Origin of the sequence: Algoriphagus sp. (genome assembly GCF_046296635.1) — a bacterium.
Lineage (GTDB): Bacteria > Bacteroidota > Bacteroidia > Cytophagales > Cyclobacteriaceae > Algoriphagus.
The window spans coordinates 42,120-56,492 of record NZ_JBKBKZ010000016.1; the positions used below are offsets into that span (position 1 = coordinate 42,120).

The following is a 14,373-nucleotide window of genomic DNA, read 5'->3' on the forward strand; positions in this document are numbered from 1 at the left end:
TGGACTTTTTTTAGTTTAGCAGTTGAACTTTACCAAGTTCTAAACTTTGGAAAAGTTGAAAATGAGTTAATCATCAATAGGTTTGAGGACTGCCCGTTTGATGTATTTTTCATTTCTATTCATAACTGAAGCCTCTACAAAATATAGCGTGTCATTTAAAACCCCAGCAAATCTTCCTAGATCAAGGAAATTTTTCGGATTCCTACTTTCTATCCAAGTTTTGGTTTCAAAATTATACTTCATGATATGAGACATAAGAGTAAATGTTGAAAAATTAACATTGTCCTTCATAAATGATTGGAGGTAAAGATTCTCTTTATCAAAGATCATTTCTCCAAAACGGTGCGGAGTAGGATATAATTTAGGTGCAGCCATATCATGGCTTACTTCTTCTTCAAGATACGGCCATTCAAATTCAAAATACTGACTTTTTGGGAATGAGATTTTTTCTATTGCTGTAGTATCTTGGCTATCCATAAGTAACAAATGCCTCTCACTCGGAAATGATAAAGCAAATTCTGTTTGATTTAATCGACCAAAACTATAAACAGATGTAGGCTCTATAAATCCTTTCAAATTGGTAAGTGAGGGTGGGTAATCAAGAAACCTATATTTGAAATTTCCATTTAGGTCGAACACACCAATAAATTTCCCTGCTTTTTTGTAAAAATCAATGGAAGTTTGGCGGGTGCCATCCGGAGACAGTTCTATATAGAATTCGTTTCCCCTAAACCAAAATAAATCGGCAAAAACCCTAAAACTAAAACCTTGTGGTAATTGGATAGGAATTTTATTTATTATAATCTCTGTTTCATTTTTTCCTTTTTCAAGATTAAGATGATATACATTTGAAGATAACCCATCTAAAATATATACCTCGGGGTAATTGGACCAATCCGAATTACTGATAAAGAAACTTACGCCCATTATCGATTTATCTAATAAACTTGTTTCTTCTTTGCCATTTTTTCTATTGATTATCCATATACCTTTAGCTTGCATACTTTCAATAGCGATTAAGGTGTCATTCAATAGAGTGCTTTTCGAAGGTCTTGCCAAAAACCCTTTCTTTTCTTCAATTAATACTGAATCAATTAAAATTAATTCTTCTAATTGTACATATTCATTTTTCTGATCGAAACCAGAGTTACATGATTCTAACAGTAGAACTGTTAGAATCATGGAAATACAGCGCTGTATCATATTTAATTATTCGTCACAAAATTCACCAACACCTGGAGGTCCTGCGGGATTTGTTGGATTCGGACAAACCCAAACAATACATCCGCTCGGACAATTATAAACATGACATCCAAAACCATCAGATGCAACATAATTGCATGGCGCTGCACGTGCTTCTGCGATAGTACCCAAGACCATACCCAGTACGGCCAAGGCTAAAAACATCGTTTTTTTCATTTCATTTTTTTTGTTTAGTTAAAAGATTGATTAAAAAGCTAGCTTAGTTAAAAATAGGAATGCAGAAGTTGAAGTCCAAAAAATCACCTAAGAAATTTGCTTAAAATCTGATGATTGGTCAAATGAATAGGGGGGGGTAAATTATTAGTTTGAATGGGTGTGCTTGTGAAGGAAAAACGGTACAATTACTTTTCATATTCCTCGTGAAGCGTCTTAATTTTTATATTTTACAATCTTCCAATTTCTAATTTATTCTCTTACCTTTGCAGCCACGAAAGGGGGTGTACACTATGATCATTGTAAACGTAAAAGAGAACGAATCCATCGAAAAAGCGCTGAAGCGTTTTAAAAAGAAGTTTGATAAAACCGGTGCGGTTCGCGAACTCAGAGCCCGTCAGGCATTTACAAAGCCTTCTATCGTAAGAAGAGCACAAGTCATCAAAGCTGCTTACAAGCAACAACTTCGAGACGAAGAGACCAAGTAATCAGACTTGATTCCAAATACAGACGCACTTGTCCCTCAGACAAGTGCGTTTTTGTTTTTTAAACTTTGATAAATTCACAACTACCTTCCCGCTTTTCTGCTATCTTTTGATTGATGATTGACTCATTTATCAATTACCTCGAGTACGAAAAGCGTAGCAGCCCGCATACCGTGATAGCCTATCGCTTTGATTTGGAGCAGGCGCAGGATTTTGTCAGTATTTCTTTTGAAATCAAAGACCTAAGTCAATGCACTCACGCTGAGCTTCGTGCATGGGTTATCGACCTGGTAGAACAGGGGCTAAGTACTACTTCCGTCAATCGAAAAATCGCCACATTGAGATCCTATTACAAGTTTTTGCTTCGATCTCGGCTTATTTCATCAGACCCTACTTATAAGTTAAAATCACTTAAAAACCCGAAAAAACTCCCTGAGTTTGTACAAGAACTGACCATTGAGGCCGTTCTGGAAGAGAGAGTTTACGAACCTACATTTGAAGGGCAACGCGATCGAATGGTAATGGAATTTCTCTACCTGACAGGTGTTCGTCTTTCCGAGCTTACCGGACTTAAATGGGTGGATATAAATTTGATAGAGGATCAGGTAAAAGTTTTAGGAAAAAGAAAAAAAGAACGAATAATTCCGATTACAAAATCACTAAAACAGAATATCATTTTGTACCAAAAAGTATTTGAGGAAAGGTTTTCAAAAATAGATGGGAATGCCTACTTTATAGTGAGTAATAAGGGAGAGCAAGGCTATTCTATGTTGATTTATCGGATCGTTAGACATTATTTGGATCTTTTTGCGCAAAATACGCGAAGAAGCCCGCATTTGCTCCGGCACACCTTTGCCACTCACCTACTTAATAAAGGGGCTGACCTCAATGCCGTTAAAGATCTTCTTGGGCATGCAAATCTTGCCGCAACCCAAGTTTACACTCACAATTCTATGGAAAAACTGAAGGATGTGTTTGAACAGGCACATCCCAAAGCGTAAATAAATCAATTGTTCAACCACTTAAATGCAAATCATTATGAAACTGCAGATGCACTCCATCCACTTTGATGCGGATCGCAAATTGATCGACTTCATTCAGAAAAAGGCTGACAAACTTGACACCTTCTATGACCGAATCATTGATGGGGAGGTTTTTATGAGAATCGATAAAAACGAAAAGAATGAAAACAAAATAGTCGAAATCAAATTGAATGTTCCAGGAAAGCAATTCTTTGCCAAGAATCAAGATGATTCATTTGAGGCTGCTGCAGACGAAGCCATTGAAGGTCTGAGACGACAAATAAAAAAATATAAAGAGAAAGTAGTTTTGGTCAAACAATAAACCCTTAAGCAATTAACCAAAACCCTCAGGAAACTGGGGGTTTTATTTTTTATCCTATTACATACTACTTTTTCGACTTAGAAAGTAATATTTTCTTCCGCTAGAATTCAGCAGGGAATTAAATTCAGACTTCCCATACAATTTCAAAAGTTCAGGGATTTGCTTGGAATCCCAATTGACCGAAGCCTGACTTACCTCAAATCCTGAAGTATCTAAGGAGTCGAGCAATCTGTCCTCGATGATTAGATTTTGAAATTGGCTAATCTCATTTTCCCAACCGGAATTAGGTAGATCGATTAGATTGAATTCAGGGCCGAGACTCATTCGGATTTTGCTGCCGGCGTGTAAATGACCCACAAATGCGATTGGCAAATCAGAATCGATTCCGAAATTATCGATCATAGTCTTGACTTGGGTTCCTTGATGTGGCAATGAAATATAATAGGTGATCGTGGAAAGTGAAAAGAAGATCAGCAAAAAAGTATAGGCAATCACTTTGGGGAGTTTTGCTTCTTTCTTGATCAAAAAAATCAAATAGCCAAAAATCATGATTGCAATGACCATTTGAATCCAAATGGACCAGTGAGTTTCTCCTTTTATCCCCAGCCAAATTCCAACAGTCAGAATAAGTCCTGCAATGAACAGAAATAGGATGGAGGCTAGTTTTAAACCATTTTTTCTCAACTCAAATTCTCCCCTTACCAGTATCCACGCCAACAAAACAGCAAGCACAGGTGCGACAGGAAGTAAATAGCGTTCATAGAACTTGCTCGTCATTGCACCCATCGCCAAAATCGCCAATCCCCAAAGAATGGCGAATCCAAAGAATGCTGCGTTTTCTTTCCAGCATTTGACAATGATATTCTTAGATGCAGGAATTACCAAGAGCACCCAAGGAATAAACATGGCGATCAACAGCACTAAGGCAAGAAGTCCATTTTGGAAAATCAGAAGAAGCCTTGACGCAACCCGAATTCCCACTTGATCCTCCAGAAAGCTGTCCAAGTAAGTTGGACCGTGAATTTTCCACATCGCTACAAACCAAAACAGCGCAATAAATAGACTGACCGCTAAAGCTGGAAAATTCAATAATGTTTTCCAGGAAATTCTTTTCCAAGGATTCATCAATAGATACAGCAAGCCCAAAACTCCCAATGCGGCTGCGGGAAGGCCTTTTACTTCAAAAGCTAAGGCCAACCCCAAATACATGATCCAAGAATATTTTTTTGGCGCTTCGTTCCCATACCGAAGTAATCCTGCAAAACCAACAGCACTCAAGGTCATAGTCATCACCAGCAAAACATCAGGAATGGATCTACCCGAGGCAAGGATCAAAACAGGATTTGCAGCCATAATCAAAGCTGAAATTCCCGCTATTTTTTCATTCTGAAACAGGGTTTTACCTAACCAAAAAGTCAATCCCACAGTCATGGCTCCAGAGAGCAAAAAGAAAATTCGAGATCCAAATTCATTGACTCCAAAGAGCTGGAAACCGCCCAAAACCGCCCAATATGTCAAGATCGGCTTCTTAAATCGCAGCTCACCACTTCCCAAATAGGTGGTCAGGTAATCACCGTTTTGCAGCATTTTGACAGCCGCATCCCGATAATAGATCTCATCCGGATAATGCATGTGAAAATTCAATGCAAATGGCCCCACCAGTACGGCAAAGGCGATCATAAGGATCCAGGGATTGATTCGCAACTCTTGGGCAAGCATGCCGCAAAGATAGGTTTATTGCCCTTTTCCAAACCAAATTTCCTTCTGCTCAGAAAACCAAATTCGCTGATTTTTGCTGCAGGAAGGTTTATTCGGTATTTTTGACCAAATTTTACTCCATGAGAAAGCCACTTTTGTCCGTTGTTATCACCGTTTACAACGAAGAAGAAAATATCAAACCGCTTTTGGACGCTACTTATGCTGCACTTTCGGAGATCGATTATGAGGTAATTTTAATTGAGGATGGCTCAACGGATCGTACCGTGGCAGAGGTGAAAAAGTACGCAAATGAGCGAACCAAGCTGATTATTTTCAACCGGAACTTTGGTCAAACGACCGCATTGGCGGCAGGGATTGACATGGCTAACGGGGAATATATCGCAACAATGGATGGCGATCTGCAAAACGATCCGACAGATCTTCCTTTCATGCTAAATAAGGCGATTGATGAAGAGTGGGATGTGGTGGCTGGTCGTCGTGCCAAGCGGAAAGACGGTTTTGTCCTTCGCAAAATTCCAAGCAAAATCGCCAACTGGGTAATTCGAAATACGACCAAGGTTTATCTCAATGACTATGGCTGTACACTTCGAGTGTATAAGGCTGAGATCGCTCAGAATATGGGACTTTACGGTGAATTGCATCGGTTTATCCCGGTTTTAGCCAAGCAGCAAGGTGCAAAAATGACCGAGGTAGATGTAAAGCATCATCCACGAATTCACGGCACTTCGAAATATGGATTAAGCAGGACCTTCAAGGTCATGGCGGATCTGATTCTGATGCTTTTTTTCCAAAAGTACTTTCAGCGACCAATCCACTTGTTTGGAGGATTAGGCTTGATGTCGCTTGTCTTGGGTTTTTTGATCAATTTCTATTTGTTGGTGATCAAAATCATGGGTGAGGATATCTGGGGTCGTCCGATTATGATTGTTGGGTTCATTTTGCTTCTGGGAGGAATCCAGTTGATTACCACAGGTATCATCGCGGAGATCATCGTTCGAACTTACTTTGAGTCTCAGAACAAAAAGACGTACTCGGTGAAGGCGATTTATCAAGGGAAAATAGAAGAAGTAAAAAGTGTAAAATCAGAAGTCTGAAAAAAGTAGGCAGTGACAGTTAGCAGTAGGCATTAGTGTCAGCCTGATCCTTCGTACTTCCCAACTCTCGTTGGTCAGGTGCTCAGGATGACTAGAGTCGAAGGCGAGGCTGGAAATCAAAAGTATAAAATCAGAAAGCTGAAAAAAGTAGGCAGTGGCAGTTGAAAGTAGGTCGCTCATTGAAAATTGAACATTCCAGTTGTGCTGCTTCTCCGGAAGCAGCACCGAGAACCGGTAACGCTTAACAATTAACAGTTAACAATTAACTATTTACTATTAACCCTTAACTCTCTTCACCCCCCTTGACCCGATTCAAAAACCAACTCAAAACAGCCCTTAAGCTTCTGCTGACAGGATTGGCGTTGTATCTGGTTTTTCGAAAAATCGACACCAATCAACTCCTCCAACTTACAAAATCCATTCATTGGCTTTGGCTGATTCCTGCCATTCTATTTTTTGTGTTGAGCAAAGTGTTCACTGCTTTTCGCCTCAATCTGTATTTCAAGAACATTGGGATTAAGCTATCGGAAAGCCAAAACTGGCGACTTTACCTGATCGGTATGTTTTACAACCTGTTCCTTCCTGGAGGTATCGGAGGCGATGGATATAAAGTTTATTTACTAAACAAGCACTTCAAAACTCCGATGAAAAAGCTAATTAAATCTGCTTTGTTGGATCGATTGGGAGGATTAGTTGCGATCGTTTTCCTGCTTTTTGGTTTGTTTTTAATTGTTGACATTCAATTGGATTTTCTGGAAAGTCAGCTTTGGAACGGATTGATGATAGCTGGATTGGTTTTGACAATTCCTGCTTTTTGGCTGGTACAAAAGTTTTTCTTTCGTGACTTCTTGCCTTCATTCTGGCCTGCTAATGCTTGGTCATTTGCCGGGCAAATTGCCCAGCTAGTCTGCGCTTGGTTTATTTTAAGGTCTCTTGGCATAACCGAGAATATCCTCGCCTACCAATTGGTGTTTCTTCTGTCGTCTATCGTGGCAGTGCTTCCGTTGACGATTGGAGGAGTTGGTGCTCGTGAATTGGTTTTTGTCTATGCCCACACTTATGCAGGGATTGAGGAGACCGCTGCGGTGGCTTTCAGCTTGCTATTTTTCTTGATTTCAGCGGCTGTTTCCTTGGGAGGAGCCTTTGTGAAAGTTGATTTGACTAAAAAATCATAAATACCTGTTATTCAATACTTTTTTAATTAATCATCCTTGCAAATTTAAAATCAAATTTTAAATTTGCAAGGATGATTAAGCGATTACTATTCCATAAGCTCGAAGAACTGATGCCGGATTTTCCGGCTATTGCTATCCTAGGTTCTAGGCAAGTGGGGAAAACTACGCTTGTGCAGAGCTTGGCAGAACATTTTGATCAAGAGTACATTTACTTGGATCTGGAAAGCCCATCCGACCGTTCTAAACTCGCTGAAGCTGAGCAGTACTTTGACCTTAACGAAGGAAAACTAATCATCTTGGACGAAATCCAACGGATGCCTGATATGTTTCCTGTCTTGCGGGGAGTGATTGACAGAAGAAGGAAAAAAGGCTTTCGAGCTTGTCAATTCCTGATTTTGGGTTCGGCGTCTCTGGAGTTGATACGCCAATCCTCGGAATCACTTGCGGGTCGAATTGCATACGAAGAACTTCCTGGTTTCACCATTTTGGAAGTGGGAGACGAGGGGAAAAATCTGGAAAAGCTATGGCTGAGAGGAGGATTCCCGGATTCCTTTCTTGCGAGTTCAGATAAGGCAAGCATGACTTGGCGGCAAAACTTCATCACGACTTATCTGGAAAGAGACATTCCTCAGATTGTGCAGTTTGTACCAGCCAATCGCCTGAGAAGACTCTGGACGATGCTAGCACATGAGCAGGGGCAAATGATCAACTTTTCCAAGTTTGGGGCGAGTCTGGATCTGAGTTCACCGACGGTCAAATCCTACGTGGAGTTATTGGAAGACCTTTTATTGATCCGTTCCATACGGCCTTGGATGAGCAATGTCGGTAAGCGATTGGTGAAAAGTCCGAAAGTCTATATCCGCGATTCCGGAATCGTGCACACGCTTTTGCAAATCGGGTCTCTCGATAATCTTCTTGCCCATCCAGTAGCAGGATTTAGCTGGGAAGGATTGGTGATTGAACATATACTTTCAGTTTTGCCAAAGAATGCGGATTATGGTTTTTACCGAACTTCTGCAGGGGCGGAGTTAGATTTGGTGGTTCAGATGGGATCTCAGCTTTGGGCGATTGAGATCAAGCGAACGCTTAGTCCAAAGCTGTCCAAGGGCTTTTCAATCGCTGCAGAAGATGTGGAAGCTACCCATCGATTCTTGGTTTACGCGGGTAGAGAAGAATTCCCGCTGTCGGAAAATGCCAATGCGATTGGGCTGGTGAGGATTTTGCAAAAGATAAGATCAATAGGGGGAAATGGTTAAATGCCATTTTCCCTACCTTTGCCAAAATCAATAAAACTCATGACCCGAGCCGAGCTATTTTCCCAAATTCAGAAAAAATCATCCTTTTTATGTGTGGGTTTAGACCCGGATTTGGAGAAAATTCCAGCTCATCTACTGTCTGAGCCCGATCCGATTTTTTCCTTTTGCAAGCAAATCATTGAAGAAACGGCAGACTTTGCAGTGGCTTATAAACCCAATATTGCGTTCTTTGAAGCCTTGGGAGCGAAAGGATGGGAGACGTTGGCAAAAGTAGCTGAACTCATCCCAAAGGATATTTTCACCATCGCAGACGCGAAGCGAGGTGATATCGGAAATACATCCAAACTCTACGCGAAGGCGTTTTTTGAGTCCATGAATTTCGACTCGATCACAGTGGCACCGTACATGGGAAAGGATTCGGTGACTCCATTTTTGGAATTTGAGAACAAATGGGTAATTCTGTTGGCTCTGACTTCAAATGTGGGTTCGTTGGATTTTCAGCTGATCGAAGACAAAGCAGGCAAACCCCTTTATCAGTCTGTGCTGGAAAAAAGTCAGGATTGGGGAAGCCCGGAAAACCTGATGTATGTAGTGGGCGCTACCCGTGGCGAACTGATAGGAGAAGTGCGGAAAGCTGCTCCCGATCACTTTTTCTTAGTTCCCGGAGTGGGTGCCCAAGGAGGAAGCTTGGCTGAGGTCGCAAAATATGGAATGAACTCAACCTGCGGACTTTTAGTCAATTCCAGTCGTGGGATTATCTATGCCTCAAGCGAAAAGGACTTTGCCAAAGTGGCGAGAAAAGAAGCTCAAAAGCTTCAGGTGGAGATGAAAGAGTTGTTGGAGGAATTCTTGTAAAATTCGAGAGATGCTCTCGATAAGAATTTCAACCTTCTTCTTGTAATTAGGAGTAAATCACTCATAAACCAAGAAATTTATCGAGATTTTGCATTTCCACTTTAATAATTCTCCCAGCTTTGATGTCTTCCATACCTTCCTTCACTTGTGCAATTACTTGAGGGTTTTTGAAAAACTTATCGTTTTTTGAAAGTGGAATTTTGGAATCGACCTTTTGAACCGGAACTTCCAATTTTTGAGGTTTTTTGTGCAATTGTATTTGCCTAGTTGGTTTTTTCATAACTGAATCGCTTGATTTTCAGTCTGAAGTTAGTATTTTCAATAAACTTTTAGTCTTTGGGAATTATGAACTTCAAAGAAGATTTTTTACAGCTTGTCTGGAAGTATCAATACTTCGACAAAAAATCGCTTCTGACTACAGATGGTCAGAAAATCCAAATCATGCAGGTTGGATTTCACAACCAAAGCGAAGGCCCGGACTTCAGAGATGCTACAGTTGTCTTGGATGGCGTTTCCTTGCATGGACATGTTGAGGTTCATCGGATGGCCTCAGAGTGGAAGCAGCATGCCCATGGAGGTGATCCGGCTTACAATTCCGTGATCCTTCATGTAGTTTGGGAAAATGACCGGGAAGTCCTCCGAAATGATGGAACACCGCTGCCAACCATTGAGCTCAAAGGCAAAATCTATTTGGAAATCTGGAGAAATTATGAGCAAATGCTCGATTTCAAATCCGACCTTCCCTGTGCCCATGCCTTGGGCACAGTGCCTGAAATCATTCGGTTTTCCTCACTTGAAAAAGCACTTGTGGAGCGACTGCTAGAAAAGTCACAATTGATTCTAACCATTCTTGAGCAAACCAAAGGAGATTGGGAGGAGACGGCTTACCGTTGGCTTTTCACCTGTTTTGGGTTCAAGATCAACAGTCAGCCGATGGGCGAATTGGCGGCTTTGGTTCCCTACAAAATCCTCCAAAAACACCGAACCCAAGTCTCTGCTTTGGAAGCGATGCTCCTAGGTCAGGCAGGTCTATTGCCCGAAAAAACCGATGAACCTTATGTCCTTCACCTGAAGAGCGAGTATGATTTTTATCAGAAAAAATTTGGGTTCACATCGACCATGCTTCGGCAGCATTGGACTTTCATGGGTGCTCGGCCAACTAATTTCCCGACACTTCGAATAGCACAGTTGGCGGCGATCCTTTCAAAAGCACCAAACCTTTTGCAGGCAGTGATGGAAGACAGTCGGGAGTTTTCCGGTTTCAAAATACTACTTCAGGTACCGGCTTCTGACTACTGGAAGTATCATTATTCTTTTGGTAAGCCAACCGAAAAAGTGGCTTCAAAAGGTGTGTCAGGCAGCTCTTTGGAGCTTTTGATCATCAATTTTGTGATTCCGCTATGGTTTGCATACGGTCGCTACTTCGAGCAGCAGGAGTGGCAGGAGCGCTGCTTTGATCTGATGCAGACGATTCCGGCGGAGAATAATTTCATCATCCGTAAGTATGGAGATAAAGGTTGGAAAGCAGAAAATGCCTTCGATTCTCAAGGAATGATCGGGCTTTTCAGGACATACTGCCAACCCCAAAAATGCCTGAGCTGCAAAATCGGACAAAGCCTACTCAAAGGCCAATCCAAATGAAGCTTTGCGCAAGCGAGTCAATTCCCGTACTTTTGCAAGCCAAAACCAATAGAATTCATGGACAAACCAGTGATCATTCTGGGAGCAAAAGGAATCGCTCATCCCGCGCTCGAAATCTTCAATAGCAATCAAGTCATCGTGTATGGTTTGCTGGACGAAGATCAGAGTCTATATGGCACGGAAATCAACAATATTCCAATATTAGGAAATCCTGAAGATGAAGGTTTCTTGAAACTGATCGGAAAGAAAACTGAGGCATTTGTCGCAGTTGACGATGTGAAATACCGCAAGTTTCTGGTGGAAATGCTGATCGAAAACCGGAAAGTTCAACCGGTAAACGCAATCCACGAACGAGCCTATATTTCAACTGATGCCGCTTTAGGCCACGGAAATTTCATCAATGCTAATGTGACGATTGGTGCTGGCGCAAAAGTGGGGAGTCATTGTATTTTCCACACGGCCGCGATCATCGATCACAAGGCTGTAATTGGCGACTTTGTGCAGATAGGGGCAGGATCGATTATCAATTCAGAGGCAACGATCGAAGAAGGGGCTTTTATCGGTTCGGGAGTAACGATTGTGGCGGGTGTGACTGTCGGTAAAGGTGCCCGAGTTGGTGCCGGGTCGGTTGTGATTGGCTCGGTAGGAAAAAATGAAACGGTTTTTGGGAATCCGGCAGCGAAGATAAAATAAGTACGATTTTAGATTTACGATTTACGAGGGGCAGAGTAACCTTTGAGGTGTCATTTCGCATGAGGAACGAAGGAGAAATCTCCTCGAAGGTTTGAGAAGTGAGTAGTGAGAAATCAGAAAGCGAAGAAAGTTTGAAATAGAGAAATTTGATCAGGCTTCTTCGATCCTCCTTCTTCTGCTAATATTTAAAGAATAATTAATAACGAACACCGAATAACGAACACCGAATGATGAACACCGAATGATGAATATCGAATGATGAATATCGAATGCTGAAGTAAAACATCGGTCATTTGCATCGTAAATCTGAAATCAAAAATCATAAACCCGAAAAACACCCTGCCGAAACAGGGCACTAGTTATGGAAAACACAAACAACAAACCCTACAGCATCCTGCTGTACTATTGCTACGCAAAAATTGATAATCCCGAAGAATATCGGGAAGAACATCACCTGTTTTGCGTCGAGAACAATATCCGAGGCCGAATCATCATTTCTGATGAGGGATTGAATGGAACCGTCTCAGGATTGGTTGAAGATTGCGAAAAGTACATGGCCTATATTCAGGCTGATCCGCGATTTGCAAAAACCGAGTTCAAGATCGATTACCATGAGAAACATGCTTTCACCAAGATCCATGTGCGGTACAAGCCTGAAATCGTACATTCTGCGCTTCGCCACCTCGATCCAAATGTGAAAACTGGGAAGCATCTCGCTCCTGAGGAATTCAAAGCCCTAAAAGATCAGGAAGATGTTGTAATCCTCGATGTTCGCTCCAATTACGAGCACGAATTAGGTCGATTCAAAAATGCCATCACGCTCGATATCGACAACTTCCGGGATTTCCCTGAGAAAGTAAAAGAGCTGGAGCACTTGAAAAATAAGAAAGTGCTCACCTATTGCACGGGTGGAATCAAGTGCGAAAAAGCCTCTGCATTTCTTTTGGAACAAGGTTTCGAAGACGTTTATCAGCTTCACGGTGGTATCATCAAATATGGAATGGAAGCCGGAGGCGAGGATTTCGAAGGGAAATGCTACGTCTTTGACAATCGAATCGCTGTCGAAGTTAACAAAGTCAACCCAACGATTATTTCTGCCTGTCACGTCTGCGGTACAGCCTCTGACCGCATGGTCAATTGCGCCAACCCAACTTGCAATGAGCATCTTGCGATCTGCGAAAAATGCGGTTGGGAATTGGATGGCGCCTGTTCTGTTGAGTGCAAGGAAAATCCGGAGAAACGTCCTTACGACGGCTCCGGCTACTATCAAAAAAACACCAATGGCTATAATCCTTACAAAGGACTTCAGCGAAAGCCAAGTAAAGAGCTAACCCAAAAAATCCATGGAGAATCGAAGAATTCCTGAGTCCGAACTGATCATCAACCCTGACGGGAGCATTTACCACCTGCACTTGAAGCCAGAACATCTGGCTTCAACTGTTTTTACTGTGGGCGATCCGGATCGGGTGCCTTTAGTTTCCAAATTCTTTGATCAGATCGATTTCAAGACAAATAAGCGGGAATTTGTCACACACACAGGTTGGAAAAATGGGCAGCGAGTTACAGTCATGAGTACCGGTATGGGGACGGACAATATTGAGATCCTGATGACCGAGCTTGATGCGCTCGTCAATGTAGATTTGGAAAGTCATGAAATAAAAGCCGAGAAAACCAGCCTTCAAATCATCCGAATCGGAACCTCGGGAAGTATGCAGGAGGATTTACCTGTGGGGACTTTGCTTGCATCTGAGATTGGAATTGGAATGGATACCTTGATGGTTTACTATCCGGAATTGAGGGGAGATCAAAGTCTAGCTAAAGCTGTTCAGTCAGAGTTAGGACTCTCATTTATACCCTATCAAGCAGCTGCATCATCCCAACTCCTGGGAAAATTGGATAAAGATTTTATCAAAGGAGTAACCTTGACTTGCCCTGGTTTCTATGCTCCTCAGGGTCGAGAGGTACGATTAAAGCCTCGATTTGATCAAATGATCGAGCGTCTTTCAGCTTTACGTTTTGAAGGAAAAAGACTGACCAACTTCGAAATGGAGACATCAGGATATTATGCAATGGGTGAATTGCTTGGGCATCAAATGCTGAGTTTGAATGCCATTGTGGCGAACAGACCTTTGAAAAAGTTTGATTCTGAGGCTGAAAAAACCGTAGATCGATTGATTCAACTTGCGCTTGACACATTCACAAAATGAGTTTGTTGACTGAGCAGAATTTTGAAAAGTAGGAAATTTAGATACACAGTTGAAATAAACTCCGCTTCGCTCCGTGAAAAATTGTTGAAATATAGGTTCTTGGGTTGCGGGTAATGTTTACTCAAAGATTTGGCTCACCAAAATGGACAAACCTCCAATCACCTGTGAAACCCTAATTATTTTTTCGCCTGACGAAGGAAGGCTTATTTCTACAGAATTTTCACTGTATTTCACTTTTATTCAATCCCATCCAATTCATTTAATTCTAACCAAGGAAATTTCAATTCCTCGAGTTAGATAGCTTAAAGGCGGTTGGACTTATTCAGTAACTTTTTTAAACTAAAAACCTCGGCTGATATTTCATCGGATAGTTTGGGCTTTCCAGCTTAAAGTCTTCCCATTCACTGTAATCGATATGTTGAACAAGATAGGTCATAAGCTCAAGGCATTCTTGTTTGCAAAGGTAAATCCCAAAGGTACCCTCTTTT

The 14,373-nt window shown here is 41.6% G+C and carries 14 protein-coding genes; 11 read left to right on the top strand and 3 right to left on the bottom strand.

Annotated features, from left to right (window positions below):
• Positions 1–66: 66 nt before the first annotated feature.
• Positions 67–1,182, bottom strand: coding sequence for a hypothetical protein (locus ACK4HU_RS12840; protein WP_409807346.1), 1,116 nt, complete (start codon positions 1,180–1,182; stop codon positions 67–69).
• Positions 1,183–1,709: 527 nt separating this feature from the next.
• Between ACK4HU_RS12840 and rpsU the strand changes: the two genes are divergently transcribed.
• The 3 genes from rpsU to hpf all read left to right on the top strand — a co-directional run bounded on the left by rpsU (position 1,710) and on the right by hpf (position 3,245).
• Positions 1,710–1,904 (top strand): 30S ribosomal protein S21, encoded by a 195-nt coding sequence (gene rpsU / locus ACK4HU_RS12845; protein ID WP_409807447.1) that lies wholly within the window; start codon positions 1,710–1,712, stop codon positions 1,902–1,904.
• Positions 1,905–2,017: 113 nt separating this feature from the next.
• Entirely contained in the window at positions 2,018–2,902 is an 885-nt protein-coding gene (locus tag ACK4HU_RS12850; RefSeq protein WP_409807348.1) for a tyrosine-type recombinase/integrase, read from the top strand.
• A gap of 37 nt (positions 2,903–2,939) precedes the next feature.
• Entirely contained in the window at positions 2,940–3,245 is a 306-nt protein-coding gene (hpf, locus tag ACK4HU_RS12855) for a ribosome hibernation-promoting factor, HPF/YfiA family (RefSeq protein WP_409807449.1), read from the top strand.
• Between the two features lie 57 nt (positions 3,246–3,302).
• On the opposite strand, the gene ACK4HU_RS12860 is transcribed toward hpf, so the two are convergent.
• Positions 3,303–4,925: an ArnT family glycosyltransferase gene (locus ACK4HU_RS12860; RefSeq protein ID WP_409807350.1), complete on the bottom strand. Its 1,623-nt coding sequence runs from the start codon at positions 4,923–4,925 to the stop codon at positions 3,303–3,305.
• A gap of 158 nt (positions 4,926–5,083) precedes the next feature.
• Between ACK4HU_RS12860 and ACK4HU_RS12865 the strand changes: the two genes are divergently transcribed.
• The 4 genes from ACK4HU_RS12865 (at position 5,084) to pyrF (ending at position 9,344) form a co-directional block, all read left to right on the top strand.
• Positions 5,084–6,058 carry a glycosyltransferase family 2 protein gene (locus ACK4HU_RS12865; protein ID WP_409807352.1) on the top strand — a complete coding sequence of 325 codons (975 nt, stop codon included), beginning with the start codon at positions 5,084–5,086 and terminating at the stop codon, positions 6,056–6,058.
• 302 nt (positions 6,059–6,360) lie between these two features.
• Positions 6,361–7,233: a YbhN family protein gene (locus ACK4HU_RS12870; protein WP_409807354.1), complete on the top strand. Its 873-nt coding sequence runs from the start codon at positions 6,361–6,363 to the stop codon at positions 7,231–7,233.
• Positions 7,234–7,304: 71 nt separating this feature from the next.
• Positions 7,305–8,489, top strand: coding sequence for an ATP-binding protein (locus ACK4HU_RS12875; protein WP_409807355.1), 1,185 nt, complete (start codon positions 7,305–7,307; stop codon positions 8,487–8,489).
• A 39-nt stretch (positions 8,490–8,528) separates the two neighbouring features.
• On the top strand, positions 8,529–9,344 hold the full coding sequence (gene pyrF, locus ACK4HU_RS12880) for an orotidine-5'-phosphate decarboxylase (RefSeq protein WP_409807357.1): 816 nt from the start codon (positions 8,529–8,531) through the stop codon (positions 9,342–9,344).
• Positions 9,345–9,405: 61 nt separating this feature from the next.
• Here the strand turns inward: pyrF and ACK4HU_RS12885 are convergent, their stop codons facing one another.
• Positions 9,406–9,624 (bottom strand): hypothetical protein, encoded by a 219-nt coding sequence (locus ACK4HU_RS12885; RefSeq protein WP_409807359.1) that lies wholly within the window; start codon positions 9,622–9,624, stop codon positions 9,406–9,408.
• Positions 9,625–9,689: 65 nt separating this feature from the next.
• Between ACK4HU_RS12885 and ACK4HU_RS12890 the strand changes: the two genes are divergently transcribed.
• From ACK4HU_RS12890 to ACK4HU_RS12905, 4 genes are all read left to right on the top strand, one after another.
• Positions 9,690–10,985: a DUF2851 family protein gene (locus tag ACK4HU_RS12890; protein ID WP_409807361.1), complete on the top strand. Its 1,296-nt coding sequence runs from the start codon at positions 9,690–9,692 to the stop codon at positions 10,983–10,985.
• Between the two features lie 57 nt (positions 10,986–11,042).
• On the top strand, positions 11,043–11,678 hold the full coding sequence (locus ACK4HU_RS12895; protein ID WP_409807363.1) for a NeuD/PglB/VioB family sugar acetyltransferase: 636 nt from the start codon (positions 11,043–11,045) through the stop codon (positions 11,676–11,678).
• A 361-nt stretch (positions 11,679–12,039) separates the two neighbouring features.
• Complete coding sequence (locus tag ACK4HU_RS12900) at positions 12,040–13,044, top strand: rhodanese-related sulfurtransferase (protein ID WP_409807365.1); 1,005 nt, start codon at positions 12,040–12,042, stop codon at positions 13,042–13,044.
• A complete protein-coding gene (locus tag ACK4HU_RS12905; RefSeq protein ID WP_409807367.1) occupies positions 13,022–13,885 on the top strand; it encodes a nucleoside phosphorylase in 864 nt (287 codons plus the stop codon). Before ACK4HU_RS12900 ends, ACK4HU_RS12905 begins: the two co-directional genes overlap by 23 nt.
• The last annotated feature ends 488 nt before the right edge of the window (positions 13,886–14,373 follow it).

Bases quoted from the DNA above. Each gene is read 5' to 3' on its own strand.
- ACK4HU_RS12865 (WP_409807352.1), top strand. From the start codon at position 5,084: ATGAGAAAGCCACTTTTGTCCGTTGTTATCACCGTTTACAACGAAGAA.
- ACK4HU_RS12860 (WP_409807350.1), bottom strand. From the start codon at position 4,925: ATGATCGCCTTTGCCGTACTGGTGGGGCCATTTGCATTGAATTTTCAC.
- rpsU (WP_409807447.1), top strand. From the start codon at position 1,710: ATGATCATTGTAAACGTAAAAGAGAACGAATCCATCGAAAAAGCGCTG.
- hpf (WP_409807449.1), top strand. From the start codon at position 2,940: ATGAAACTGCAGATGCACTCCATCCACTTTGATGCGGATCGCAAATTG.
- pyrF (WP_409807357.1), top strand. From the start codon at position 8,529: ATGACCCGAGCCGAGCTATTTTCCCAAATTCAGAAAAAATCATCCTTT.
- ACK4HU_RS12885 (WP_409807359.1), bottom strand. From the start codon at position 9,624: ATGAAAAAACCAACTAGGCAAATACAATTGCACAAAAAACCTCAAAAA.
- ACK4HU_RS12840 (WP_409807346.1), bottom strand. From the start codon at position 1,182: ATGATTCTAACAGTTCTACTGTTAGAATCATGTAACTCTGGTTTCGAT.
- ACK4HU_RS12895 (WP_409807363.1), top strand. From the start codon at position 11,043: ATGGACAAACCAGTGATCATTCTGGGAGCAAAAGGAATCGCTCATCCC.
- ACK4HU_RS12850 (WP_409807348.1), top strand. From the start codon at position 2,018: ATGATTGACTCATTTATCAATTACCTCGAGTACGAAAAGCGTAGCAGC.
- ACK4HU_RS12875 (WP_409807355.1), top strand. From the start codon at position 7,305: ATGATTAAGCGATTACTATTCCATAAGCTCGAAGAACTGATGCCGGAT.
- ACK4HU_RS12905 (WP_409807367.1), top strand. From the start codon at position 13,022: ATGGAGAATCGAAGAATTCCTGAGTCCGAACTGATCATCAACCCTGAC.
- ACK4HU_RS12890 (WP_409807361.1), top strand. From the start codon at position 9,690: ATGAACTTCAAAGAAGATTTTTTACAGCTTGTCTGGAAGTATCAATAC.
- ACK4HU_RS12900 (WP_409807365.1), top strand. From the start codon at position 12,040: ATGGAAAACACAAACAACAAACCCTACAGCATCCTGCTGTACTATTGC.